We start from the raw sequence: 24,738 nt of genomic DNA on the forward strand, positions 1-24,738 counted from the left end.
GTCGCGTGCCGACTGCGTCCAGTCCTGGCCGACGCCGGGCGGGGCGATGAGTGTCTGCATGCCGCCATTGGTCGGCAGCGGGGTGGTGGATACGCCGCCCGTCAGCGTGACAGCCACGCCACCGGTCAGGCCCTGCTGCTCAACATTGACCCGCGTGTCTTCGCGGATGGGCGTGTTTTTGAGAACCGAAATGGCGGCGATGACTTGCTGGGGCTCGTCCGGGTTGAGCGAGATGCCGGTGACCTCGCCCACGCGGATGCCGTTGAAGAGCACGGCGGAACCAATAAGCAGGCCGGAGACCGAGCTCTCGAACTGAACGCGATAGGTCTCCCGTTCGCCGAAACCGCCCTTGTTCTCCAACCAATAGACAAAGGCGAAGATCGTGCCGATCACGGCGAGCATGAACAGTCCGATCAAGGCGTAGCGGGCTCGGGTTTCCATCGCGATCAGGTCCCTTCGTTTCAGGCGCTTCAAGCGCCGATTTGGCGTTCGGCCAGCATGCCGCCGCGCTTACCCTGGAAGTAGGCTCTCACCCAGGGATGTTCGGATTCAAGCATGACGGGCATTGGTCCATCGGCCACGACCTTTCCGTCCGCCAAGACGGCAATGCGGTCGCACGCGGTGTAGAGGCTTTCCAAGTCATGGGTCACCATGAACACGGTGATTTCCAAAGTCTGCTGTAGCGTGCGGATCAGCTCGTCGAAATCGCCGGCGGAGATTGGATCGAGGCCGGAGGTCGGCTCATCGAGGAACAGGATCTCGGGGTCGAGTGCCAGCGCCCGGGCGAGCGCCACACGCTTGGTCATGCCGCCGGACAGTTCGGATGGAAACTTCCCGCCGTCTTGCGGGGTGAGGCCCACCATTTCAAGCTTGGCGATGGCCATCTCGTCCATGAGCGTCTGGGAGATGTCCAAATTCTCGCGCATGGGGAACTGGATGTTCTGCTTGGCGGTGAGCGATGAGAACAGGGCGCCTTGCTGGAACAGAATGCCCCAGCGGCGCTCCAGCGCGCGGCGCGCCTCTTCGTCCGCATGCGCCAGGTCCGTGCCGAGAACTTCGATCGAGCCGTGACGGCGCGGCAAGAGACCGATGATGGTGCGGAGCAGAACCGACTTGCCCGCGCCGGACGCGCCGACCACGCCGAGAATCTCGGCCGCGCGCACGTCGAGATCCAGATGGTTCAGCACGGTCTGATCGCCGAAGCCGACCACGAGGTCGCGCACTTTGATGGCGGGCTTGACTTCGCTCATCGCCTTACATTCCGATCGAGGCGAAGAAGATGGCGAACAGGCCGTCGAGCACGATGACCAGGAAGATCGACTCCACGACGGAGTTCGTCGTCTGAATGCCGAGCGACTCCGCGCTGCCCTTGACCCGCAAGCCTTCGGCGCAGGCCACGATGCCGATGACCAGGCCCATGAACGGGGCCTTGATCATGCCGACCTTGAAATGGGTGAGCGAAATCGCGTCCGTGAGCCGCGCGATATAGATGTCGGGACTGAGGCCGCCATAGAGCCAGGCCACGAGCCCGCCGCCGTATAGCGCCGCCATGGAGCCGATGAAGGCCAGTATGGGCAGCGCGACGACCAGCACCAAAATGCGCGGCAGGATCAGCACCTCGACAGGATCGAAGCCCATGGTGCGGAGTGCATCGATCTCCTCGCGCATCTTCATGGAGCCGAGCTCCGCCGTGTAGGAACTGCCCGAGCGGCCCGCCACCATGATCGCCACGATCAGAACGCCGATCTCGCGCAGCACCAAGATGCCCACAAGATCGACGGAGTAGAGCTCCGCGCCGAACTTGCGGAAATGAAAGATGCCCTGCTGCGAGATGATGGCGCCGATCAGGAAGGTGATCAGCAGGATGATGGGCACCGCCTGCCAGGCGACGCGGTCGAGCTGATGCACGGTCGAGGTGAGGCGGTAGTCGCGCGGCTTCATGATGACACGGCCGAGCGCCAGCCCCACCGCGCCGAGCATTTCGGCAAACACGAGGAGGTTGCGGCCGAAGGCGGCGCCGCCACGGCCGAATGCGGCGAGGCTTGCGACGATGGGGTTCACGCGCTCGGGCTTTGGCGGCGCCTCGCGGTTGACGCCATGCATTTCTTCCAGAAGACCCAAGTCGTGCTCGGGCAGGCCGACGACAACCGCTTCGCGGCCCGCGGCCGTCCAATGCCGCGTCAGGCGCTCCAGCAGCCAGGCGCCGAATGTATCGAATTCGTGGACGCCGCCCATGTCGATGGAGACGTTTTTGGCTTTGGGGGCCTCGCCGGCGACGCGTTCGACGGCCGCTTCGAGATCGCCCGCATGAGGGGCCGTCCAAGAGCCCCCCGCGGCCAGCTCGAGCCGCTCCCCCACCAATTTGTGCGTCAGCAAAGCCTCGCCCATAGCAGTTCGCTCCTAGCCACCTGAATTTTGCCAGCCCGGAGCGTCGCCCCACCAAGCTGTCATGACTCGGGTCTAAGACTAGCGGCGAACTAGCTGCGGGTCAGGCGGATTGACACACCTTGCAGAGCGGTTCCGGTCGTCGAGATCGAGACGCTCTGACTGGATTTGCTGTAGGTGACGACCATGCTGCCCCGGACCGTGCCAGAGACCCGGATGCTGATCCGGCCTGGTTTGGCGGTGCCGGACGCTGCGCCCGATGCGTTGTAGGTCCGCTCTTCCCAGTTTCCGCTGAGGCGGTTGCCGCTGAGGCTCAACTTGCTCCGAATTTCCACTTTGCCGCTTGGGGCATTGCAGCGAATGGCCAGCCCAAGCTGTTTGCCGCCGCCGGTGTAGTAGGCGTTACAGCTCAGACGCTCGGTCCCGCTCTTGAGGCGCATCGTGCCGCTTCCCCGCCAAGTGCCGAGCAGGCTGTCGAACGGGCTTGCCGCTACAATTTGGGAGGGGGTGACCATGAACAGCCCGACAAGGGCCAGGGTGGCCAGGACAATCGGCGCAGTCTTGCGAATTGCTTGTTTCATAGGTTCTGTCTTCCCGCAGTTTCCGGTCTTGGACAAGTCAGGATGTTGCTACGAGGTGATGAGCCGACGCTGCCGATGCAACCCCTCGTGACCCACATCGGACGTGCCTGTTGCAATATGGTGACAAGTCCTCAGGTTCGGTCGATTCGCAAACCTAACCTATTATGCGCGTAGGTTCACGGGTCCCGATTCGAGGCCAAGCGGAGGGCGCCAGCCATGGCCACGAAGCCGAACGTTTCCATCACTTATTGTCGGCTTTGCGGCTGGCTGCTCAGGGCCGCCTGGATGGGTCAGGAGCTACTGTCCACCTTCGCCGAGGAACTCGGCTCCGTCACGCTGGAGCCCAACGACACTGGAGGCGTGTTCGAGGTTCGCATCGACGGCGATCTGGGCTGGTCGCGCGGGGAGCGCGGGCGTTTCCCCGACGTCAAAGAGCTCAAACAGCTGGTCCGGGACCGGGTCGCGCCCGATCGCGATCTCGGCCATGTAGAGAATAAATCATAGTTCTTTCAGCGCATTGGTTGGAGCCAACATGCGGGCTCAGGAGATGTCCACGATCGTGGCCTCGCCCGCGCCGGCCTCGACGGTCTCGCCGACCGCCGTGTTCTGAAGGGCCTGGGCTACGGGGGAGACGTAGGACAGGGTGCCCTTGGCCGGGTCCGCCTCGTCCTCGCCGACAATGCGGTAGGTCTGGCGGCGCCCGTCTTCGCGCTCGATCGTCACCGTCGAACCGAAATGGACCTGGGTCTTATCGCTCGGCGGCTCGACCACCTGGGCCGTGGCGCGGCGGGACGTCCAATAGCGCAAGTCGCGATTGATCTTGGCCAGCAAGGGTTTGTCGTCGGCGTCGTGGGCTGCGGCGTGGTCCACATGCAGGCGCGCGAGCTCCGTCTCGATGAGTTCGAGGCCATGCGCGGTCACGAGGTTGTGAGGCGAGATCGGCCGGTCGGGAAGGTCGTCATAGACGTCCCCGCCTTCAGGCTCCTTCGTGAAAGCCTTGCTCATCAAATAATTATACCACGCCTGGCATCCCGGAAGGGTTCCGGCCCCGTCCGGGCGCGGCCTATTTTTAGGCATCGATATTGCCGAGGACCCGTCCGACTGTGCTAAATAATTGGGCAAAGACCTGTTTTTGAGCAGGCTCTAGGGGAGGGATACATGATCGACGCGGGCGATACAGCGTGGCTGATAACGGCCACCGCATTGGTTCTATTCATGACATTACCGGGGCTCGCGCTGTTCTATGGCGGGCTGGTGCGCGCCGAGAACGTGCTCTCGGTGCTGATGCAGTGTTTCACCATCGCCTGCCTGATGTCAGTGCTGTGGCTGGTGGCAGCCTATAGCCTGACCTTCTCGGGCGACGGAGCGTGGATCGGCGACCTCAAGAAGGTGCTGTTGCTCGGGGTGCCGCGCGATGCGGTGTCCGGCTCGATCCCCGAGACCGTCTTCTTCATGTTCCAAATGACGTTTGCGATCATCACGCCGGCGCTGATGGTCGGCGCGTTCGTCGAGCGCATGCGCTTCGGCGCCGTGATCCTGTTCTGCGCGCTCTGGCTGTTCCTGGTCTACGTGCCGGTGGCCCATTGGGTGTGGGGCGGCGGTTGGCTCGCTGAACGTGGTGTGATGGACTTCGCCGGCGGGCTGGTGGTCCATTTGACGGCCGGCGTCTCGGCATTGTTGCTCGCTATTGTTCTCGGGCCGCGTATGGGATTTCCGGGCGACGTTCGGCCGCCGCACGCGCCGTGGATGACCATGGCGGGCGCATGCATGTTGTGGGTGGGCTGGTTCGGCTTCAACGCCGGCAGCGCGCTGACGGCCGGCGCGGACGCCGGCATGGCCATGACTGTCACGCATATCTCGGCGGCGACGGCGACGCTGGTCTGGATCGTCATCGAGGCGGTGAAGTTCGGCAAGCCCAGCTTGGTCGGCGCGGTCACGGGCGCTATTGCGGGCCTCGCCTCCATCACGCCGGCGTCGGGCTATGTGGGCCCCGGCGGTGCGCTGGTGATCGGGCTGGCGGGCGGCACCATCTGCTATCTTGCGGTGATGCTGGTGAAGCATCGCTTCAAGATCGACGACTCGCTCGACGTGCTTGCCGTGCATGGTGTCGGCGGCGGACTCGGGATCCTGCTTACGGCGGTCTTCGCGGCGGCGGCGCTTGGCGGCGTCGGGCTTGCCGAGGGGCAGACCATGGGCAGCCAAGCGGTGACCCAGCTGATCGGTGTTGTCGCTGTCTTGATCTGGTCGGTCGTCGTCAGCTTCATAATTATCAAGGTCGTTCAGGCGATCGTCGGATTGCGCGTCAGCGCCGAGCTCGAGGAACAAGGCCTCGACATCAATGTCCACGGCGAACGCGGCTACAACATGTGAGCGGGGACTACACATGAAATACATCATCGCAGTGATCCAGCCGCACCGGCTCGAGGCCGTCCGCGAAGCGCTCTCCAATATGGGCGTGCAAGGATTGACGGTCAGTGAGGTGCGCGGTTTCGGCCGGCAAAAAGGGCAAACCGAGATCTACCGTGGCGCGGAGTACACCATGCAATACGTGCCTAAGGTGAAGCTCGAGCTTGCGGTCGATGCCTCGATTGCCGACGCCGCCGTCGAAGCGATTGGCGAGGCGGCGCGCACGGGCCGGATCGGCGACGGCAAAGTGTTCGTCCTGCCGCTCGAAGGCGCGATGCGCGTACGCACCGGCGAGATGGGCACCGAAGCGCTCTAGCCGACGATCATTGCTTCGGCCGTTCGGCGGTAACCGCGCCAATCACGGACCGGAACAGCGCGTGCTGGCCGAGATCCTCCAGGGCGACCGGAGACTTGCGCCGCCAGTTGGGGTGCTCGTCAACGGTGCCCGGCAGGTTCGCCTGCTCGACAAGTCCTAACGCATCGTCGAGCTGCACGGCCAGCAACCGGCAAGGTGTGCTTGCAAGGAAGCCGTGCACGGCCACGAGAACATCGTCGGGCATCTGCTTGGCATCCGCTTCGACAGTCTCCGGCGCGAGTGCTTCGGCATCGACGAGAGCGTCGAGCAGACGTCCGCGATCGCGCAAGCGATCTTGCCGCTGCGCCGCGGCTTGCGCCTCCGTGGCGAGGCCGCAACTGACGCGCCAGTCGACGTCGCGGCTAGCCCACCAGCCTTTCAGCGTGGGCAAGTCGTGGGTCGACGCACACACCATGGCTTCGCGCCGGTAGGCATGAGGCGGTCTCCACGTTCCATCGTCTTCGCTGAAATAGGAAACCTGGTAGCTGAGCAGTCCCGCCCGCACCATCGCATCGGTGAATCCCGGCGGAACCGTCCCCAAGTCCTCGCCGATGATGATTGTCTCGGAGATCCAGGACTCTTCAACGATGCCCGCCATCAACTCGCGGAGAGGATAGGACACGTAAGCGCCGTCGATGGCGGTGTTACCTTCCGGAATCCAATAGAGACGCTGAAGCCCCATGGCGTGATCGATCCGAAGCGCGCCGCCATAATGCATGTTCGAACGAAGCACTGAGCGGAAGGGCTCGAAGCGCTCTTCGTCAAGGCCGACCGGCGAGAAGGGGACGAGACCCCAGTCCTGGCCCGCGGCACTGAAGGGATCAGGCGGGCATCCGATCCGCGCGTTATGGGCGATGGCTGGCCCGCCCATCCAACTGCGCGAACCGTCGGGGGAAATGCCGACGGCGAGATCGAGATAGAGGCCGATGCGCATGCCGGCCGCCTTGGCGCGTTCGCGGGCGTTGGCAAGCTGGGTGTCGGCGACCCATTGCAGCCAGACATGGAAGGCGATGCGATGCTTGGCGGCTCGCGCGAAATCGCGCACCGCGATATTGCCGGGGTCCTGATACGCCAAGGGCCAGGTGCACCATGCCGCGTTGCGCCCCTCAGCCATGAAGCGCTCGGACAGCGCCTCGAACAGCGCATGGCCTTCGAGCATTTTGCCACGCGCGCGGCAGAACGATTCGAACGCCGCCTTGGCCTCGGCGTTTGCATTCGCAATGAAGTGCGCGAAGAGCGCTTCGAGCGCGCGCAGCTTCACCTGGTGCACGCCGGCATAGTCGATGAGTTCGGTGTCACGCAAGCGCGGAAGCGCCGCTTCCAGTTCGGCTCTGTCAGGCAAGCTCGAAAAACCCGGCACTTTGTCCGGCGCGATCAGCATGGGATTGAGGAGCCCGCGGTTCGACGGGCTGTAGGGACTGATGCGCGAAGGCTCGGCCATGAACAGGGCGTGCAACGGACTGACACCGACAAAGTCGGCGCCGAGCCTTGCGGCAAACTCGGCGGCTTGCGCGAGGTCCTCGAAATCGCCGATGCCCCAATTGCGCGATGAGCGCAGCGCGTAGGCCTGTACCGATAGTCCCCAGGCGCGCTGCTCGACCAGGAAGGGCGGCCAATAGGCGCTCTCCGTCAGTCCCGCCATGTCTTCGATGGCCGGTGCTTCCGGCAGCTTTGCGTCCGGGTCGTCGACCGGCACGCCCATGGCTTGGAGTACTTTGGCTTTGGTTTCGGGCGGCGTGGCGACCCAATCGCCTTGCTCGCTGACATAGCCATCGGCGATCCCGAAACGTTTTGCCAAATCTTCAAGCCGCAGGTCTTCGAGCTGCGAGTCTTCGAGCCGGTCTGGCATGACTACTCCCGATCGATCGTTTCGGCGATCACCGACCAAGGTGGCAGGATACCTTGCGTCGGATCGAGATCGCCGGGGTGAGTGAAGAAGGCCAGCCCGCGCGTTTCCGTAGGCCATGGCGCGGGCGTGTCCAAAAGGTTCGCGGTGAGCTGCAATGCATCGCCTGCAGGATATGTCCAGCGCACCGTAAAGGCCTTGTCTGACATATGCATAATCTTGCCGGCATTGCCGCCGATCTGCGCGAGACGCGGCACCACATGCGCAAACCGCGTTGCAATGAGGCGCTTGATCAGCGCCGTGCGTGCGTTCGTCTCGGGCGCAAGCTTGGAGGCGGCGAATGTCTCAATCGCATTCGGGTCGGGCACCAGCCCTTTCGCGGATGCGTCCGCGAAGCTCTTGTTGGTCGCGAACTCCAGGTTGCGGCCTTTGCGGACGGCCTTCGCCAAGTCGCCGGTGAAGTCCGTGAAAAACATAAACGGGCGCTGCTCGCCATACTCATCGCCCATATATAGAAGCGGGATATGCGGCGATAGCAGAAGAAGCGCGAGCGCGGCTTCGACGGCTTCCGGAGACGCAAGCGTCGTGATGCGGTCGCCTTGCGCTCGGTTTCCCGTCTGGTCGTGATTCTGCAGAAAGTCGATGAAGGCGGTCGGCGGCAGATGCGCCGACGGTTCGCCATATTTGTGAAGCCCGCGAAACGCCGAGGGCTCGCCTTGGTAGTCGTGACCTTGCGCCATGGTCTTAGCTAGGCGGCGGACCGGCGCATCCGCGTAGTCTTGATAGTAGCCGGTGTCCTCGTTCGTCAGCGTCGCGTGCATGGCGTGATGCCAATCGTCATTCCACTCAGCATCGAAGAGGCGTGGGTGGTTCTCCTTGTCGAACTTCAGAAGCCGTGTGGTGTTGTCGCAATCCTCGAGGATGAGGTGGATGTGCCGGTCCGGGAGCGCCGCACGCACCTTGCGCGCCATCTCGGCGAGGATCTCCTCGTCGGACGGATCCTTGATGTGATCGATGGCGTCGAAGCGCAGCCCATCGAAGCGGAACTCCTCCAGCCAATAGAGCACGTTGTGCACGAAGAACTGGCGCACAGGTGCACGGTCGAAGGCGATTGCCGGCCCCCAAGGCGTATGACGCCCGGTGTCGAAAAAGTCCGGCGCATAGAGATGGAGGTAATTCCCGTCCGGGCCGAAATGGTTGTAGACGACGTCGAGCAAGACCATCAGTCCGCGCGCGTGCGCTTCGTCTACAAGATGTTTCAAACCTTCCGGCCCGCCATAGGCGGCGTGCGGTGCATAATGCAGTACGCCGTCATAGCCCCAGCCGCGTGTCCCGCCGAACTGCGCGACGGGCATGAGCTCGATAGCGGTAACGCCGGCATCGGCAATCCGGTCGAGATCGGCGGCGATGCCATCGAACGTGCCATCTGGTGAGAACGTGCCCGTGTGCAGCTCGTAGAGCACGGCCTCCTCCCAGGGACGGCCTTTCCAGCCGGCATTTCGCCATTCATAGGCTTTGGGGTCGACCAATCGGCTCGGTCCATGCACGTCGCCCACTTGTGCGCGCGCGGCCGGGTCGGGCACGCGCATGCCGTCGGCGAGGACGAACTGATAGCCGTCGCCAACCGGTACGGCATCCGTGGCCCCCTCGAACCAGCCGTCGTCCGTCTTGGTCATGGGAATGTTGGTGCCGTCCTCGCTCAGTACCGAGATCGTATCTTGCGCCGGCGCCCACAGGCGAAAGCGTGCGCCGCCGTCCACGATCTCCGTGCCCCACGGCGCAACATGAGCGAGCCGCGCCGTCACGGATCCGTCCTCTCGAAAAGCAGGAGGCCGTGTGCCGGTACCGTGGCCTTGCCGTTGGCGATGGTGACGGGCTCGGGGCGGATCAGGCCGTTGGCGGAGTCGCACAAAAGCCGCCAATGCAGATGCCGCTTGCCGAAAAAGGGGAAGACGAAGTCGATGGGATCGGCGTCGGCGTTGAACAGCAGCAGCAAAATATTTCCGTCGCCGGCAAACGAAACGCCGATGCACTTGGCGACCGGGTCTTCCCAATGTTCGGCTTGCTTCTCTTCGCCGTCCGGTTTGAACCAGGTCATGTTGCGGATCAGCGGCGCCACGGGCTCGCCGTGGAGAAAACGCGGGCTGCGCAGCAGTGGGAGTTGCGCGCGTAAGGCCGCGGCGCCGCGCACGAAGTCGTGGAAGGCGCGATCGCGATCGCTCAAGCCCTCCCACTGAACCCAAGATGTCTCATTGTCTTGGCAGAAGGCGTTGTTGTTGCCGTGTTGGGTGCGGCCGAGCTCATCGCCCATGTTCAGCATCGGCGTGCCGTGGCTGAACAGGAGGCTGGCGATCAGCGCGCGGCGCACCCGGTCGCGCAGGTCGAGAGTTTCTGGATCGTCGCTCGGGCCTTCGACGCCCCAGTTGTGACTGCGATTGTCGGAATGCCCGTCGCGGTTTTCTTCGCCGTTCGCCTCGTTGTGCTTCTCGTCGTAGGAAACGAGGTCCGTCAGGGTGAAACCGTCATGGGCGGTGACGAAGTTGACGCTGGCCCAGGGCTTGCGGCCGCGGTGGTCGTAAATCTCCGCCGAGCCCGAGATGCAGCGGCCAAGCGCGGGCAGCGTGGCCATCTCGCCTTTCCAATAGGACCGCAAGCCGTCGCGCCATTTGTCGTTCCACTCAGCCCAACTCGGCGGGAAATTGCCGACCTGATAGCCGTCCTCGCCGAGGTCCCAAGGCTCCGCGATCAGCTTCGTCTGGCGCAAGCCGGGATCCTGGCCAACCGCATCGAGAAACGCGGCGCTTTGCTCGAAGTCCTCATGGTCGCGAGCAAGCGCGGATGCCAGATCGAAACGGAACCCGTCGACGCCGCAGTGTTCGACCCAGTAACGCAGCGAATCCATGACGAGCTGAAGCACGCGCGGGTGAGCAACGTTGAGTGTGTTCCCGCAGCCAGAGGTGTCGTGATAGTGGCGCTTGTTCTCGCCGAGTTTGTAGTAGGTCGCGTTGTCGATGCCGCGGAAGGACAGGGTCGGTCCGAACTCGTTCCCTTCAGCCGTGTGGTTGTAGACCACGTCGAGGATGACTTCGATGCCGGCCGCGTGCAGCGTATCCACCATGGTGCGGAACGCATCGACATCTTCGCCATGCGACACGTAACGCTCGGCCGGGGCGAAAAAGCCGATGCTGTTATAGCCCCAATAGTTCTTGAGCCCCTGGTCCACGAGGTGGTGGTCGTTGGCGATGGCATGCACGGGTAGAAGCTCGATGGCCGTGACGCCAAGCTTGACCAGATGATCGACGATGGCGGGCTGCGCTAACCCTGCGAACTTGCCGCGCAAAGGTTTGGGCACGCCGGGATGCCGCGCGGTCATGCCCTTCACATGTGCCTCGTAGATCACTGTTTCGTGCCAAGCGCGGTTCGGCCGGTCATGGACGAGATCTCTGCCTTCGCCAACGACGACGCATTTCGGCATAAAGCGCGCGCTGTCCGCCTTGCTCTTCGCCAAGTCGGCGCGCTTGGTGCCGATCTGATAGCCAAACAAGGTATCGTCCCAGACGAGGGGACCCGAATAGCCTCGCGCATAGGGGTCAAGCAGCAGCTTGTTAGAATTGAAGCGGTGGCCGTCTCCCGGCGCGTAAGGCCCGTGCACGCGATAGCCGTAGAGTTGGCCTGGTGCGAGTCCGGGCACGTAGCCATGCCAGACCTCGTCGGAGTATTCGGGCAGCGTGATGCGGGTCGTCTCGTCACCGCGTGCGTCGAACAGGCAAAGGTCGACGCGTGTTGCGTTCGCGGAGAAGAGAGCGAAGTTCACGCCGCGGCCGTCATAGGTCGCGCCAAGAGGCCAGGGCGTTCCGGGACCGAGTTTCAGCCCCATGGCCGGCGAGCCTGGTTCGGTGAGCGCCTGAGAGGTGACGTCAATCCGCATCCTCCTTGGTGAGCTCCTCCATGGGCTCGACCAGCTCGAGGGCCGCACGCAAGGGTATTGACAAGAATACGGGGCGGTTCATGCCTTCGTAGAGGATCTCCTGGAAGAGCTTGTCGGCCAAGAACAGCGGTAACAGTTCGCCGCCGGCCAGATGCGATCCGCTGGCCGTGTCGTCGCGCGCCATGCCGTAGGAGCGCAAGAAGCGCCGCTCGGCTAGGGCGCGCCAATGGAGACTGCGCTCCTCGATCTCTTCGAGCTGACTGGCGCCGCGCTGGGTTTGCCGATCCATGGCGGTGCGCGCCGCGTAGTCCAAGGAGCGCAGCATGGTGGCGATATCGCGCGACGGCGGCGCCTTCTGCCGGCGCTCGTCCACCGGCTGGTCCGGCTCGCCCTCGAAGTCGACAATGTAGACGTCGTTGGCGGACACCAGAATCTTGGCGAGGTGGTAATCATTGTGAAGGCGGAGCTTGTTGCCGCGCGCGATCCTGGGAATGAGCATCTCGATGCGTTTCAAGGTGACCTCGCGCAGGCTCAAGAGCCTTGCCGCAAGATCTCTGGTCTCCTGATCGACGCTTTCGTGCAGTGACACGAGGTGCGTGAAAGCTTGCTCGGCGCGGGCCGTTGTTCTGGCCGCCCATTCGTCAAGGTCCGCGCTTGAGATGACTTCCGGCGCGAAGGCGGGGTCTTCGGGGTCGGCGCCAGCCAAGGCGCGATGCAGTTCGCCGGTCCGGCGCCCGATCGTTTCGATCAAGGACAGCGAATAAGGCAAGCCGCCGTCCGCGCCGTCGCCGTCGCCGGAAAGACTCTCTTCCTCCAACTCGCGATCGAGGGCATCGACCACGACGGTCCATCCGTCGCCTTGGTTGCGGACATGCTCGAAGGCCACGGCCAAAGCCGTGGGCGTCCCGTCCGGCGCGATATGTTCGATAGCACCGAGATAAGGCGGGCTGTTGGCGAAGCCGGCTTTCGAGAGAAATCGCCCCATCTCGATACCGGGGTCCATGCCGGTGCGCAAGCGGCGGGCGATCCTCAGGTTTACGGTGTCGCCGAGCGTGCGCGCGGTGTGAGAGTTCTCGCCTGTCTCCACGCGACGCACCTCAAGCTCTTCGGACAGATCGAGCGCGTGCAAGGTATCGCTTGCATCGAAGCGCAATTCGCCGTCAAACGCAGGCAATGTCTGGTGCGACCGCATCGCGTGGAGCAGCGCGCGCGGAAAGGTCTCGCCATGCGCGGCGTCGAACACGACCCCGGCTTGCCGTCCGCGCCGGACCTTGGCGAGCAGGTAGGGCAGGAGTGGGTTGTCGAGGCGCAAGTCGTCCTCGCCCCAGGAGAGCGCCAGCGGCAGGAAGTAGTGCTGGGTCGTGCCGTCCTCAAGCGCGACATTAGTCGCCAGAAGCAGAAAACTTTCGTGGCCCTCTTGCGGCAACTCGCCGATCCGCTCTGGGATTGCCGAGTCGATGGCTGCATCCTTTGGTGCGAACCAGCGCTGCCGCGCGATATAGGTGGGAAGCAGTTCATAGATGAAATGGTCGGTGCGCGCGCGATCGCTGGCCTGACTGTCCACGAGATTCCATCCCTGGCCTAGAACTAGCGTTTCAAGCTCTGGCAGCGATTCCGGCTCGAGGTCCGGCAGGTCGTGCACCTGTGCGGGATCAGAGAGCGTGAACCAGTAAAATCCGTAAGCCGGCAGGGTGAGCAGATAGGGCAGCGTGCCGATCGGCGGGAAGACCGAGGCGCCGGTCATCTCGACGGGAACCTTTCCCTTTTGGTCGACAAGATCGAGTTCCATGGCTTGCGCCGAGCGGGACAGGTTGAACACGCATAGCAGCATGTCGCCGTTATGTTCACGCAAATAGGCGAGCACCTTCCGGTTTCTGGGGCGCAAAAATGTTATGTCGCCGTTGCCGAAGGCTTTATGCGACTGGCGCACGGCAATCATACGCTTGGTCCAGTTAAACAGAGAATTGGCGTGCTTCTGCTGCGCTTCGACGTTGACCGTCTCGTAGCCGTAGATCGGGTCCATGATCGGCGGCAGATAGAGTGTTTGCGGGTCCGCGCGCGAGAAGCCGCCATTGCGGTCCGCGGACCATTGCATGGGTGTGCGTACGCCATCCCGGTCGCCGAGATAGAAGTTGTCGCCCATGCCGAGTTCGTCACCGTAGTAGAGCACTGGCGCACCGGGCATGGAGAGCAGCAATCCTGTCAGGAGCTCGATCTTGCGCCGGTCGTTGTCGAGGAGCGGCGCAAGCCGCCGCCGAATGCCGAGATTGAGTCGGGCCCGCTGATCGGTGGCGTAGGTCTCCCAGAGATAGTCGCGCTCGGAGTCGGTCACCATTTCGAGGGTGAGTTCGTCGTGGTTGCGCAGGAAGATGGCCCATTGGCAATCTTCCGGAATTGGCGGCGTCTGACTGACGATGTCGGTGATGGGGTAGCGGTCCTCGCGGGCCAGCCCCATGAAGATGCGCGGCATTAGCGGGAAGTGGAAGGCCATGTGGCATTCGTCGCCGTCGCCGAAATAGGGGCGCGTATCCTCCGGCCATTGATTGGCTTCGGCCAGCAGCATGCGGTCGGCGTACCGCTCGTCGAGCTCGGCGCGGAAGCGCTTCAGGATTTCATGTGTCTCGGGCAGGTTCTCGTTGTTCGTGCCCTCGCGTTCGACGAGATAGGGCACGGCGTCCAGCCTGAGGCCATCGACACCCATGTCGAGCCAGAAGCGCAGCACCCGCAAGATGTCCGCGAGGACGCGCGGGTTGTCGTAGTTCAGGTCCGGCTGGTGAGAGTAGAAGCGGTGCCAGAAATAGGCTTTGGCCTCCGGGTCCCATGTCCAGTTCGAGGTCTCGGTGTCGAGAAAGATAATGCGCGTGCCGGGATATTTCTGGTCCGTGTCGCTCCACACATAGTAATCGCGCCACACAGAGCCCGGCTTGGCCTTGCGCGCCCGCTGAAACCAGGGGTGCTGGTCGGAGGTGTGGTTGACCACCAACTCGGTGATGACGCGAATGCCGCGGTCATGGGCGGCCGCCACGAACTGGCGGAAGTCGCGCATGGTGCCGTAGGTGGGGTTGATCGAGGTGTAGTCGGCGATGTCGTAGCCGTCGTCCCGCAAGGGCGAGGGGTAGAACGGCAGGAGCCAGACGGCGGTGACGCCGAGCTCTTGGAGATAGTCGAGCTTCCGCATGAGGCCTGCGAAATCGCCGATACCGTCATTGTCGGAATCGAAGAACGCCTTAATGTGCAGCTCGTAGATGACGGCGTTCTTGTACCAGAGCCGGTCGGTGCGATCGATCATGACTGGGGAATAGCGACTAGGGGCGGGGCGGTGACATCTCGAAGGGCGCCTACATAGGCGGTACGTCGACAGAAGTTAAGCGGCTTACGCGCGCTCGACCAGAGGCTATCGGCCGCGCCCCCAAGCCTTGAGGGGCGGTGGGTCTTGCCGCCAGCGAGCCTTGGCTGGCTCTTAGGCGGCGCCGGCCTTCTTGGCAAACAGATTCACGGGGTCTGTGTCGGACTCGGCAAAGGTCTGGATGAAGCTGTCGCGCCAATTGGCGAGATCGTAGGTCTCGATCCGCTGCCACAGCCGGTTGTGCCGCGCCCAGCGCTCCTGGCGGGGCATGGTCAGGGCGCGATCCAGGGCGCGCGCCAACTCGTTGACGTCATGGGGATTGATGAGGAGTGCCTCGCGCAGCTGCTCCGCCGCCCCGGCGAAGCGCGACAGGACAAGCACGCCGGGGTCCTGCGGCGCCTGCGCGGCGATGTACTCCTTGGCCACGAGGTTCATGCCGTCGCGCAAGGGCGTGACGAGACCGACGGCGCTCTCGCGATAAAGGCGAGTCAAAATGTCCTGCGGTACGCCATGGTGCAGGTAAGTGACCGGCGTCCAGCGCAGGTCCCCGAAGCGGCCGTTGATGCGGCCCACGAGCCGCTCTACCTCTTCGCGCATCCCCTGATAGACGGGAAGCGTTTCGCGCGTGGGCGGCGCGATCTGCACCAAGCGTACCTTGCCGTGATGCTCCGGGAACTCCTCGAGCAGCGTCTCGAAAGCGCGAAGGCGTTCCGGCAAGCCCTTGGTGTAGTCGAGACGGTCCACGCCGATGATCGTCTTCATGTCCTCGCCAAGATCGGGGAGGATCGCGTCCTTGGTGCTTTCGCTCTCGGCCAGCTTGCGGAAGGCGGCGGCGTCGATGCCGATGGGGAATACGGAGGCGAGCGTCGTCTCGCCTTGCGCGGCGATGCGGTCGCCATGAAGCTGTTCGCCGTCGAGCGAGGCCGCCACGTAGCGGCGGAAATTGTCGCGGTCCGACGTGGTCTGGAAGCCGACGACGTCATAGACCATGAGCGCGTTGCCGAGACGCTTCTGACCCGGCACGGCGGCGAATATCTCCGGCGAAGGGAAGGGCGTGTGCAAGAAGAAGCCAATGCGCGACGTGCAGCCCCGGCCGCGAAGTTCCTCGGCGAGCGGGATCAGATGATAGTCGTGGACCCAGATCAGATCGTCCGGTTCGATCAGCGGCATCAATGCGTCGGCGAACCGCGCGTTGACGTCGAAGTAGACCTCGCTGTGCTCCTCGTTGGATTGCGCCAGATCGAGGCGATAGTGCAGCGCCGGCCACAGGCAGCGATTGGCGTAGCCGTAGTAATAGCCTTCGGCTTCCTGAGGCGTGAGATCGATGGTGGCGACGGTGAGGCCTTCGATATTCTCGACCTTAGGCGCCTCGGCGAGCGCGTCGTCGCTCACGTCGCCGCTCCAGCCGAACCACACACCCTTCGACGCCTTCAGCGCATCCCCCAGGGCGACGGCCAAGCCGCCGGTCTGGAACTTCGCGTTGAAGTCGGCGACGCGATTGGAGACGACAACAAGTCTCCGCGTCTTTCCAGTCATCTCAAGCCTCCTGGCGTTGGCAGGCGGTCTCGGCGGGTGGGCGGCGAGCCGAAATGCAGGCTTGAGACGTCGGCATGTGCATAGCGGCTTTGGATGACGCCTCCATGTCTCATGTTTCAATCCTGGTTGGAGCGCCGTACTTTAGACTGAAAACGTCACAAGGGGCTCCTAACCTCCGAAGAATTGATCTAAGCAGTTAAGCGGTGGCCAAATGCGTGGCCCCAGCTGCTACTGCCTTGAAATTACGGCTTGATCGCGAAAAATATGTCTCAGCCTTTGCCGCCGCTTGGCGAAAGTTCCGCCTTTTTCTTCGATTTCGACGGCACGCTGGCGGCTCTTGCCCCGCGCCCGGAGCTGGTCGAGGTGGAACCGCGCGTCGGCGATCTGCTGCGGGGGCTTTGCGGCCGATTCGACGGCGCGGTCGCCATCGTCACCGGGCGCCCTCTCGACGTGGTGGATGGTTTCCTTGCCCCGCTCAGGCTCGCGACCGCCGCGGAGCATGGCTCGATCCGGCGGGACGCTTCAGGCCATGTCTATGCCGACACGCGCAGCCTACAGGCGGTCATTGCCGTTGGTGATGCGCTTACAGGTTTTGTCGAAGACAATGCGGGCCTGCTGCTGGAGCGCAAGCAGACATCCGTGGCGTTGCATTATCGCCAGCGGCCGGAGTTGAAGGAGACGTGCCGGACGGCGGTTGAGGAGGCTGTGGCAGATAATGACGGCCTCGTCATTCTGCCGGGCAAGATGGTCTACGAGGTGAGGCCGAAAGGTTGCGACAAAGGCGTGGCGGTCACGGCTTTCCTTGACGAGCCGCCCTTCAAAGGACGCCTGCCGGTCTATATGGGCGACGATGTGACCGATGAAGATGCGTTTGCCGTTGTCAATGCACTGGGCGGCGCCTCGATCAAGATCGACGACGGCGAGAGCCAAGCGCAATACCGTACGGACCGTGAAGCTTTGTTCGACTGGCTTGCGGAACTTGTGCATTAAGCCTGTGCGTGACTGGCGAATGTATGTTGCGCATTCATCTTAAAAGAGACCTTGAAGAACACTATATATAGCCTGGGGCTGGGGGGTATTGTTGCGCGTACACTTCCACTTAGCTTCGAGGGGTCAAGGACATGGATGATATGCCACGACAGGGTACGGCTCTGACCACGACCTCAGGTTCGGAGGTGACCGAACATCACGGCGCCGAAGAGACGCCGGTAAAGGCGACGCGGCGGTCGCGCGCGGTTAAGCAAAAGGTCGTCAAGCCCAGCGCCTTTGGCATGTTTCTGAAACCCATCGGCATGGCGATCGGGTTCGTTCTGATCGCCTATGCAATTCTGTCACTGGGCACCACCTTCTATCGAAGCTACACGCGGCACGCCGATCACACGGCGCCCGTGCACCCCGACGCCAGCATCTTCGACATCTTCATGCCGAGCCGGACGCTCCCGCCCGACGCGGTCGATCTCGTTGTCAAGGATGTTGACGGCAAGCTGCACCGTGTTCTGGTTAGCAAGTCGGAGACGGACGAGTTCGTCAACGACACCATCCTGATGCTCGACGACGAGCGGGCGCGCATCAAGGAAGCAGCGCGCAACGACATCGATCGTACGTTCGCGTTGGCATTCCAAGACCGCGACGAGACGATCGAGGCGTATGCCGATTGGTTCTTCGAATGGAAGCGGTCCTATATCGTGCTGAAGGAGACCATCTCCTCGGCGATTTCCCGCGTCCTTGAGACAGGCAAGTACGAGTCGTTGGGCGAAGCCATCGAGGCCGACGTCAAAGAGTACTTCCTGGAGAGTTACACCGAGCAGGTGTTGAAGCCGGAGATCCGCGACCAGACCATCACGAAGGGCGTCGAGCAGGCAGTGCGCCATGCCCATGACAGCTATCGGCGGGTGATCGCCAATGGCGACATGCGGCTGCAGCTCTTCCTCGCTCAGCACACGAGCCATATGGAGGACATCCCGGCTTCGAGTTCCATGACCAACGTCAAGCTCGATTGGGATGCCCAGAAGTGGAAAGCGCCGCACTATCTCATGGAAGACCGCGCCTTCGATGGTGTCGTGGGCGTGGGTGCGGCCGCGGCCGGCGGCACGGTGGGCGCGCTTACACTTGGGCGTGCCATTAACGCCATTGTCAGCCGCAGCTTCGGTCAGATGTCGGCTCGGGTCGCGACGTCGCTGGCGACGCGTGCGGCGCCCGCACTTCAAGGCGCGGCGGTCGGCACGGCGGTTCAGCCCGTGGGCGGGCAGGTGATCGGCGCCGCAATCGGCGTGGCGATCGGCATTGCCGTGGACTATCTCGCCAATGAGGCAAGCGAAGCCGTTAACCGCGATAGCTTTGTTGCTGCCAATGAAGAGGCTCTCGACGCTACTATAGTGGCGTGGAGGTCGGGGCTTGAGGCCAGCGTCGACACCGCAATCGATAAGTGGTTCGACGACGCGAGGGCCTCCGTTGTACTTGCTGCCAAATAATTTTCTGAACGAGCCGGCGCCGCCCCGCCCCTGGGGCGAGGGCGCCAAGACGCGCCACGCTGCCAAGCCGGGCCATGCGCCATGGCCGGGGGTCGGAACAAAGCCCGTGGCGAGGCGCCGCAAACAAGGCGTCTTGCCCCGGAATCCGGCCCAGAATTTCAGTCGCATTTCCGCCGCTTGGCGGGCTATCCTCAATCCGAGGAAGAAAACCGTAGGGACGTCTCTGGTATGGACGACAACGTCAAGATGATCGCACGTCCGGCGGCAAGCCGGTCCTTGCGCGAGGCGATCGGGAAGGCGCGCCTGGAGGAGGCGGAGCGCCTCGACGCGACGGCCGACACCCGTGACGGCGAGATCGCGCGGCTGGAGTTGCTCAAGGCCGAGCTCGAGACCGTGTTCGCTGAAATTCCGAAAAGCGACGATCGCTTCAGCCTGGTGCTGGCGCCGAGCCGGCCTGCGCGACTGTGGATCGACCTGTTTACCTATGTCGCCGTCGACGACGGCTCGGGCGCCTATCTGTTCATTCGCAACAGCGAGAATGGGCGGCGTACGTTGTTCAGTGCGAACACGGTTGCCGAGATGGCGGACCGCATCACCAAATACATGGCGCAGGAGATCGTGCGGCGGGAGCGGATGGAAGCAGCACTTGTGGAGGCGCCGCCGCGTCAGAAGACTGTGATCGAGCCTGAGAGTTCGGGCCCCGGCATGGGCATCGTGCTGTCGGCGTTCATCATCGGCGTGATCACCGGTGCTGCCGGCCTGTTCGCCTCAGTGTGGCTCAGCGTTCCCTAAGAACGCGCCGCTCGCATTCCCAAACCTGATCTAGATCTGCGGCCGCGCGGCCGATCATCTCTACGCGCCAGCCATTGCCGGCGCGTTCGATGTTGTACTCGTTGTAGCGCGCCGCCGGTGTGCGCCCGTCGACGGCGTCCGAGGCGGATGGCACGCCAACGACGATCGTAGGGCCGCTCGCCGCTTGCAGCTCGTGCACGGTCTGCGCGTGGTTGTGGCCATGGAGGACAAGATCGGCGCCATGCGCCTCAAGCACGTCACGCAAGGCATCGGCATCGCGCAAGCCGCGCCGCCAACCGGCTTGGCCCGGAAGCGGCGGGTGATGGATCAGCACCGTGCGAAAGAGGCCCTCGCGGCCCATCGCGTCCAACGCGTTTGCGAGATCTGCGAGTTGCGCTTTGCCGAGGCGTCCCGCGGCGATGAACGGCATGGTCGGGATCGCCGAAGACAGCGCGACGATGCCGATGTCGCCGAAGCAGCGCACGAAAGGAAACCCGCCCGTTGGTGTCGTGAACAGAGCTTCGCCCGCTTCGTTGGATGTCATGTAGGGCTGCCAATGGCGCGTGCTGGTATCGGGATGCATGCGCACATAGGCGTCATGGTTGCCGGGGATGGCGGTGACGTCGTTCGGGTTGCCTAAGTGATGCAGCCAGTCTGCCGCGCGCAGATACTCTTTCGGGAGGCCGAGATTGATGAGATCGCCGGTCACGGCAATGTGGTCCGGGTCGCGCTCCGCCAGATCGCGGGTCAGGAGATTGAGATATTCGCGCCGGTGAACAAACTTCCGCCCGCGGTGCCAGTTCACATAGCCCAGCAGTCGCTTCGACAGGAGGTCCGTGCGCTTAACCCGTGGCAGCGGGCTCAAGTGAACGTCGGACAGGTGGGCGAGGGTGAACACAGGCGGCGGCTTTCGCGGGCTTGACCGAGCCGCACCCTAATGGCCTCCTTGCCGATCGCCAAATTTGGCGGCGTGCCCAGGAGGCATTGTGTTCGGTGCTCTGCTGTTACAGGCTCAAGGCATGAGTTCCCAACGCCCAACTGGTCCGGCGCTTTCGCGCCTCGTCACGGCAACGCTTCGCCCCTTCTGGCGTTTGCGGCGCGGCATGACGCTTGGCGCGCAAGGCGTGGTGATCGACGAGGCGGACCGCTTGCTGCTCGTGCGGCACAGCTACCGGCCTGGCTGGTTTTTTCCGGGCGGCGGCGTGGAGTGGGGCGAGACGCTTGAAGAGGGGCTGGCCCGGGAGCTGGGTGAGGAGGTTGGCGTGACGCTTACCGGTCCGCCGCTTCTGCATGGGATCTTCTCCAACAACGCGAATTTTCCGGGGGACCACATCGCGGTCTATCTGATCCGCGCGTGGACGCGGCGCGGCCGCCATGTGCAATTGGGCGAGATCGCCGAGGCGGAGATGTTCGCGGCCGACGATGTGCCGGCGCAAACCGATGCGGGTACGCGTCAGCGCCTCGCCGAGATTTTCGGAGGCGCTTCGGTCAGTCCGAAATGGTCCGCCTAGTCGTCGAGGCCGCCCGCCAGCCTCTTGGTGATTTTGGCCACGTGGTGGCCCTGGAAGCTCGCGAGGTTGAGCTCCTTTTGCGACGGCACGCGTGAGCCGTCCGGCGCGGCGATGGTGCCCGCGCCATAGGGCGAGCCGCCCTTCACTTCGCTGATGTCCGGGAGGTCGGGCGCCGAATAGGGCAGGCCGACCACGACCATGCCATGGTGCAGCATGGTGGAATGGACGGAGACGATGGTGGTCTCGTTGCCGCCGCCGGTCGAGGTCGAGGTGAAGACACTGCCGACCTTGCCGATCAGCGCGCCGGCAACCCAGAGCGGCCCGGTCTGATCGAAGAAGTAGCGCAACTGTGAGGACATATTGCCGAAGCGGGTCGGCGTGCCCACGATGATGCCGTCATAGTTGGCGAGCTCTTGCGGGTCGGCGATCTCGGCAGGCTGCTCGACCTTCATGCCGGCGCCGCGCATGACATCCTCGGGCATCAGCTCCGGCACCCGCTTGACCGTCACCTGAATGTCCTCGACCGCGCGGACGCCATGCGCCATCGCATAGGCCAGTGTCTCGGTGTGCCCATAGGATGAGTGATAAAGAACGAGAAGTTGCGCTGTGTCCGTCATAAAACAAAGTCCCCGATTGATCTCCAGGGGTGTGGCTCCACGCCCCCGTCTCGTCAGTCTTTAGCCTAGCAGATTCAACAATGTGACGAGAGGCGATAACACATAGTGAACTTGGACGGGTTCGTAAACTTTGCTGGGCCTTCGCCCGCTAGACCGCTTTACGTCAAGGCCCCGTCCGTGATATGGCACCGCCCGTCATGTGTACGAGGATCGAAATTTCGGCATTTCCCCGACGACGAGGGTGCGCCCGCTTTCAGCGGACCGCTTGAGCCTCGTCGCCGTCACCTCGTCCTTTCTCTGGAAACTTGCGTTTGGTGCCTGGCCGGCGAGGGATTTTCCCCTCGATGATTTGGTGCAAACGCCATGACAACTTTTGAAATTCTCTCTCAGACCGCCGCCGACGAAGCGGCCATGTCAACGCTCTCTGCCGTGGCTTTCGGGCCTGGGCGCTTCACGCGGACGGCGTATCGGGTGCGCGAAGGCGTGCCGCCTGTGTCCGCGCTGAGCCTCGCGGGCTGGCTGGACGGGCGCCTCGTGGGCGGCATCCATTTCACCGCAATCACAATCGGGGATTCTGAAGGCGGGTTGCTGCTCGGGCCGCTGGTGGTCGATCCCGACGTCAAGGGCAGCGGTTACGGCAAGGCGCTGGTCGGTGAGGGCCTCGCTCGCGCCAAGGATCAAGGCTTCGGCCTGGTGCTGCTCGTCGGCGACATGCCCTATTACGAGCGCTTCGGCTTCGTGCCGGTCGTGCGTGGAAAGATTGCGCTTCCCGGTCCCGTCGATCCTGCGCGCCTGTTGGCCGCCGAGCTCGTGCCCGGCGCTCTGGACGCCGCCGCCGGACAGGTCAAGGCGCAAGCGGACCACTAGCTAATGGCCTTCGCGGTACCAGGTGGCCGCCAGGAGACCTAAGAGCAACGCGAGCGCGAGGAAGCCGGTGAATAGCGGGAAGAGCCGTACGCCCTTCACGTGATAGGCGTCGCGTTTGTGCAGGCCGAGCCAATCGGTGCCGTGCATCACGTGGCCGCTGCGGACCATGGCGAGCCGCGGCAGGCTGGAGGCCTCGCCGTCTTTGCGGCCAAGCCAGAAGGCACCGCCCCCGGTTTCCTCCAAAATGGGGGAGAGCGGCGCGTCGGTGGCCGTCACGGCGGAAAGCTCGCGGGTGTTGGCGTTGCCCACGGTGGCGATGCTGGCGAGCTCGCCTGAGGCCACGCGATAGACGCCTTGCTCGTCGACCGTCATCGTCTTGCGCCAGATGCCGCGCTCGCCCTTGTCGAGGGTGACGGCTTCTTGCTTGCCCGACGGCGTGGTGATGGTGACGGGGTCGATCTCGTCTTCGATGGAGCGGCGCTCGATGATGAGCGTTTGCCCCTTGCTGGTGGCTTTGAGGGTCTCCTCCTCAAGCTCCGGCTCCTTCATCAGCCAGTGCGCCAGCCGCCGCAGCAGATGCGAATACGGGCCGCCGCCGTCATAGCCGCGCGCCCACAGCCAGGTGTGATCGGACAGGAGCAGTGCCACGCGTCCTTTGCCGCGCTCGCCGATGACCAGCAGCGGCCGGTCGCCGGCGCCTTTCATGAGGACCTCGGCTTCTCGCGGGCTGGTATCGACCACTCGGAACCAACGGCCCCAGGTCGGCTCGTCGGCGTTCGGGCCGCCGCCACGCGCACCCGGCAGTTCGCTGGTCACGGGATGCTTGCCGCCAAGATCGGTCAGCGCCGGCTTATAGGGTTCGTCCAGGACGCGTCCCGACGGAACCGCGGGCAGGATCTGACCGAGCGGCGTGCGGTAAAGGCTGAGAGCGGAGGCATAGTCGTCGCCGGCGGAGACCAGCACGGCGCCGCCGCGTTCCACGTAACGCGAGACGTTTTCGAGATAGAGCAGCGGCAGCACGCCGCGGCGCTGGTAGCGGTCGAAGATGATCAGGTCGAACTGATCGAGCTTCTCCTGGAACAGCTCGCGTGTGGGGAAAGCGATCAGCGACAGCTGATTGATCGGCGTGCCGTCCTGCTTCTCGGGCGGACGCAAGATCGTAAAGTGCACGAGGTCGACGGAAGCGTCCGACTTCAACATGTTGCGCCAAGTGCGCTCGCCCGCGTGCGGTTCGCCGGAAACCAGCAGCACGCGCAGGTTCTCGCGCACGCCTTCCACCGTGAGCACGGCGCGGTTGTTGATAGTGGTGAGCTCGCCGGGCGCGCTCTCGGTCTCGATCTCCACGATGTTGGGACCGGCATGGTCGATCTCGACGGGGATCTCGACCGTATCGCCGATGCGGACGACCTCCTTGGACGGGGGTCGCCCCTGATGGGTGACGGTGAGCGTGACGATATTCGTCTCGCCGGGTTTTGTCTCGCTGACCTTGACCTCAATCGGCTGGACACTGCCGACAATGCCGAAGCGCGGCGCAGTCAATATCTCGAGCCGCCGGTCGAACTCGCCCTGCTTGCCCGTGAGCAGCGTATGGACGGGCGCATCGAAACCGAGCGCGGACGCAGAGCCCGGGACGTCATGCACTTCGCCGTCAGTGATCATGACGACACCCGCCAAGCGATCCGGCGGCACGTCGGCCAGCGCCTGACCCAAATCCGTGAACAGCAATGTGCCGTCACGCTCATTGTCGGCGGAAACCGAGTTGGACCGGACAAAGCGCACGTCGAGATCGGGAATCTCTTTCAGCCGTTCCTCCAGCGCCTCGCGCACCTCCTCGGTGCGCACGGTGCGGCCCGCAATAGCTTGGCTTTGACTATCGTCGACGACGACGGTGACGATGTCGTTGAGCGCTTCGCGGTCTTCCTGCTTGAGATGCGGATTGGCGAGGGCCAGCATCAGCAGCGCAAACGCCAAGAGACGCAAGATGGCCCCGCGGCGCGCGCGCCAAAACAGCAGCGCAAGTAGACCTGCGCCAATCGCGGCGATGACCCACAGGACCGGCCAGGGTACGAAGGGGATGAACTCGATCGACCAGCTCAT

21 protein-coding genes are annotated in these 24,738 nt (G+C 63.6%); 8 read left to right on the forward strand and 13 right to left on the reverse strand.

The features are described 5' to 3' along the window. The 4 genes from ABY454_RS01190 to ABY454_RS01205 form a co-directional block, all read right to left on the reverse strand. A partial coding sequence (locus ABY454_RS01190) for an MlaD family protein (protein WP_372928340.1) occupies nt 1-441 on the reverse strand: 441 nt, incomplete at its 3' end. A gap of 29 nt (nt 442-470) precedes the next feature. Continuing rightward, a complete protein-coding gene (locus ABY454_RS01195) occupies nt 471-1,250 on the reverse strand; it encodes an ABC transporter ATP-binding protein (RefSeq protein ID WP_372928341.1) in 780 nt (259 codons plus the stop codon). A gap of 4 nt (nt 1,251-1,254) precedes the next feature. After that, nucleotides 1,255-2,388, reverse strand: coding sequence for an ABC transporter permease (locus tag ABY454_RS01200; protein ID WP_372928342.1), 1,134 nt, complete (start codon nt 2,386-2,388; stop codon nt 1,255-1,257). A gap of 89 nt (nt 2,389-2,477) precedes the next feature. Further along, on the reverse strand, nt 2,478-2,966 hold the full coding sequence (locus ABY454_RS01205) for a hypothetical protein (RefSeq protein WP_372928343.1): 489 nt from the start codon (nt 2,964-2,966) through the stop codon (nt 2,478-2,480). Between the two features lie 216 nt (nt 2,967-3,182). Between ABY454_RS01205 and ABY454_RS01210 the strand changes: the two genes are divergently transcribed. After that, a complete protein-coding gene (locus ABY454_RS01210; RefSeq protein ID WP_372928344.1) occupies nt 3,183-3,470 on the forward strand; it encodes a SelT/SelW/SelH family protein in 288 nt (95 codons plus the stop codon). 36 nt (nt 3,471-3,506) lie between these two features. Here the strand turns inward: ABY454_RS01210 and greA are convergent, their stop codons facing one another. Continuing rightward, entirely contained in the window at nt 3,507-3,971 is a 465-nt protein-coding gene (gene greA / locus ABY454_RS01215; protein ID WP_372928345.1) for a transcription elongation factor GreA, read from the reverse strand. A 153-nt stretch (nt 3,972-4,124) separates the two neighbouring features. Here greA and ABY454_RS01220 point away from each other — a divergent pair, with 153 nt between their 5' ends. Continuing rightward, complete coding sequence (locus ABY454_RS01220; protein ID WP_372928346.1) at nt 4,125-5,336, forward strand: ammonium transporter; 1,212 nt, start codon at nt 4,125-4,127, stop codon at nt 5,334-5,336. Between the two features lie 13 nt (nt 5,337-5,349). Then, a complete protein-coding gene (locus ABY454_RS01225) occupies nt 5,350-5,688 on the forward strand; it encodes a P-II family nitrogen regulator (RefSeq protein WP_372928347.1) in 339 nt (112 codons plus the stop codon). A 7-nt stretch (nt 5,689-5,695) separates the two neighbouring features. Here the strand turns inward: ABY454_RS01225 and malQ are convergent, their stop codons facing one another. The 5 genes from malQ to ABY454_RS01250 all read right to left on the reverse strand — a co-directional run bounded on the left by malQ (nt 5,696) and on the right by ABY454_RS01250 (nt 16,383). After that, a complete protein-coding gene (malQ, locus tag ABY454_RS01230; RefSeq protein ID WP_372928348.1) occupies nt 5,696-7,576 on the reverse strand; it encodes a 4-alpha-glucanotransferase in 1,881 nt (626 codons plus the stop codon). Between the two features lie 2 nt (nt 7,577-7,578). Continuing rightward, nucleotides 7,579-9,378 (reverse strand): malto-oligosyltrehalose trehalohydrolase, encoded by a 1,800-nt coding sequence (gene treZ, locus ABY454_RS01235; protein ID WP_372928349.1) that lies wholly within the window; start codon nt 9,376-9,378, stop codon nt 7,579-7,581. Beyond that, nucleotides 9,375-11,501, reverse strand: coding sequence for a glycogen debranching protein GlgX (glgX, locus tag ABY454_RS01240; RefSeq protein WP_372928350.1), 2,127 nt, complete (start codon nt 11,499-11,501; stop codon nt 9,375-9,377). The genes treZ and glgX overlap by 4 nt, the downstream gene beginning before the upstream one ends. Beyond that, nucleotides 11,491-14,790 carry a maltose alpha-D-glucosyltransferase gene (gene treS, locus ABY454_RS01245; protein WP_372928351.1) on the reverse strand — a complete coding sequence of 1,100 codons (3,300 nt, stop codon included), beginning with the start codon at nt 14,788-14,790 and terminating at the stop codon, nt 11,491-11,493. The genes glgX and treS overlap by 11 nt, the downstream gene beginning before the upstream one ends. Nucleotides 14,791-14,961: 171 nt before the next feature. Further along, the gene (locus ABY454_RS01250) at nt 14,962-16,383 is read right to left on the reverse strand and encodes a trehalose-6-phosphate synthase (RefSeq protein ID WP_372928352.1); all 1,422 of its coding nucleotides are present in this window, start codon (nt 16,381-16,383) and stop codon (nt 14,962-14,964) included. A 264-nt stretch (nt 16,384-16,647) separates the two neighbouring features. Between ABY454_RS01250 and otsB the strand changes: the two genes are divergently transcribed. The 3 genes from otsB (at nt 16,648) to ABY454_RS01265 (ending at nt 19,646) form a co-directional block, all read left to right on the forward strand. Then, nucleotides 16,648-17,373 carry a trehalose-phosphatase gene (gene otsB, locus ABY454_RS01255; protein WP_372928353.1) on the forward strand — a complete coding sequence of 242 codons (726 nt, stop codon included), beginning with the start codon at nt 16,648-16,650 and terminating at the stop codon, nt 17,371-17,373. A gap of 140 nt (nt 17,374-17,513) precedes the next feature. Continuing rightward, entirely contained in the window at nt 17,514-18,854 is a 1,341-nt protein-coding gene (locus tag ABY454_RS01260) for a hypothetical protein (RefSeq protein WP_372928354.1), read from the forward strand. A 228-nt stretch (nt 18,855-19,082) separates the two neighbouring features. Next, a complete protein-coding gene (locus tag ABY454_RS01265; RefSeq protein ID WP_372928355.1) occupies nt 19,083-19,646 on the forward strand; it encodes a hypothetical protein in 564 nt (187 codons plus the stop codon). On the opposite strand, the gene ABY454_RS01270 is transcribed toward ABY454_RS01265, so the two are convergent. Beyond that, a complete protein-coding gene (locus tag ABY454_RS01270; RefSeq protein WP_372928356.1) occupies nt 19,633-20,544 on the reverse strand; it encodes a metallophosphoesterase in 912 nt (303 codons plus the stop codon). The genes ABY454_RS01265 and ABY454_RS01270 overlap by 14 nt on opposite strands. Nucleotides 20,545-20,665: 121 nt before the next feature. Between ABY454_RS01270 and ABY454_RS01275 the strand changes: the two genes are divergently transcribed. Beyond that, nucleotides 20,666-21,157, forward strand: a complete 492-nt coding sequence (locus ABY454_RS01275; RefSeq protein WP_372928357.1) for an NUDIX domain-containing protein — start codon at nt 20,666-20,668, stop codon at nt 21,155-21,157. Here the strand turns inward: ABY454_RS01275 and wrbA are convergent. After that, on the reverse strand, nt 21,154-21,774 hold the full coding sequence (wrbA, locus tag ABY454_RS01280) for an NAD(P)H:quinone oxidoreductase (RefSeq protein WP_372928358.1): 621 nt from the start codon (nt 21,772-21,774) through the stop codon (nt 21,154-21,156). The two genes, ABY454_RS01275 and wrbA, sit on opposite strands and share 4 nt — an antisense overlap. A gap of 363 nt (nt 21,775-22,137) precedes the next feature. Between wrbA and ABY454_RS01285 the strand changes: the two genes are divergently transcribed. Beyond that, nucleotides 22,138-22,641, forward strand: coding sequence for a GNAT family N-acetyltransferase (locus tag ABY454_RS01285; protein ID WP_372928359.1), 504 nt, complete (start codon nt 22,138-22,140; stop codon nt 22,639-22,641). Here the strand turns inward: ABY454_RS01285 and ABY454_RS01290 are convergent, their stop codons facing one another. Beyond that, nucleotides 22,642-24,738, reverse strand: a complete 2,097-nt coding sequence (locus ABY454_RS01290) for a hypothetical protein (protein ID WP_372928360.1) — start codon at nt 24,736-24,738, stop codon at nt 22,642-22,644.

It is taken from the genome of Methyloceanibacter sp., from assembly GCF_041573655.1.
In the GTDB taxonomy this organism is placed as follows: domain Bacteria; phylum Pseudomonadota; class Alphaproteobacteria; order Rhizobiales; family Methyloligellaceae; genus Methyloceanibacter.

Coding starts and splice junctions, on each gene's coding strand:
- ABY454_RS01195 (WP_372928341.1), bottom strand. CDS start 1,250: ATGAGCGAAGTCAAGCCCGCCATCAAAGTGCGCGACCTCGTGGTCGGC.
- ABY454_RS01200 (WP_372928342.1), bottom strand. CDS start 2,388: ATGGGCGAGGCTTTGCTGACGCACAAATTGGTGGGGGAGCGGCTCGAG.
- ABY454_RS01205 (WP_372928343.1), bottom strand. CDS start 2,966: ATGAAACAAGCAATTCGCAAGACTGCGCCGATTGTCCTGGCCACCCTG.
- ABY454_RS01210 (WP_372928344.1), top strand. CDS start 3,183: ATGGCCACGAAGCCGAACGTTTCCATCACTTATTGTCGGCTTTGCGGC.
- greA (WP_372928345.1), bottom strand. CDS start 3,971: ATGAGCAAGGCTTTCACGAAGGAGCCTGAAGGCGGGGACGTCTATGAC.
- ABY454_RS01220 (WP_372928346.1), top strand. CDS start 4,125: ATGATCGACGCGGGCGATACAGCGTGGCTGATAACGGCCACCGCATTG.
- ABY454_RS01225 (WP_372928347.1), top strand. CDS start 5,350: ATGAAATACATCATCGCAGTGATCCAGCCGCACCGGCTCGAGGCCGTC.
- malQ (WP_372928348.1), bottom strand. CDS start 7,576: ATGCCAGACCGGCTCGAAGACTCGCAGCTCGAAGACCTGCGGCTTGAA.
- glgX (WP_372928350.1), bottom strand. CDS start 11,501: ATGCGGATTGACGTCACCTCTCAGGCGCTCACCGAACCAGGCTCGCCG.
- treS (WP_372928351.1), bottom strand. CDS start 14,790: ATGATCGATCGCACCGACCGGCTCTGGTACAAGAACGCCGTCATCTAC.
- ABY454_RS01250 (WP_372928352.1), bottom strand. CDS start 16,383: ATGACTGGAAAGACGCGGAGACTTGTTGTCGTCTCCAATCGCGTCGCC.
- otsB (WP_372928353.1), top strand. CDS start 16,648: ATGTCTCAGCCTTTGCCGCCGCTTGGCGAAAGTTCCGCCTTTTTCTTC.
- ABY454_RS01260 (WP_372928354.1), top strand. CDS start 17,514: ATGCCACGACAGGGTACGGCTCTGACCACGACCTCAGGTTCGGAGGTG.
- ABY454_RS01265 (WP_372928355.1), top strand. CDS start 19,083: ATGGACGACAACGTCAAGATGATCGCACGTCCGGCGGCAAGCCGGTCC.
- ABY454_RS01275 (WP_372928357.1), top strand. CDS start 20,666: ATGAGTTCCCAACGCCCAACTGGTCCGGCGCTTTCGCGCCTCGTCACG.
- wrbA (WP_372928358.1), bottom strand. CDS start 21,774: ATGACGGACACAGCGCAACTTCTCGTTCTTTATCACTCATCCTATGGG.
- ABY454_RS01285 (WP_372928359.1), top strand. CDS start 22,138: ATGACAACTTTTGAAATTCTCTCTCAGACCGCCGCCGACGAAGCGGCC.
- ABY454_RS01290 (WP_372928360.1), bottom strand. CDS start 24,738: ATGAGCTGGTCGATCGAGTTCATCCCCTTCGTACCCTGGCCGGTCCTG.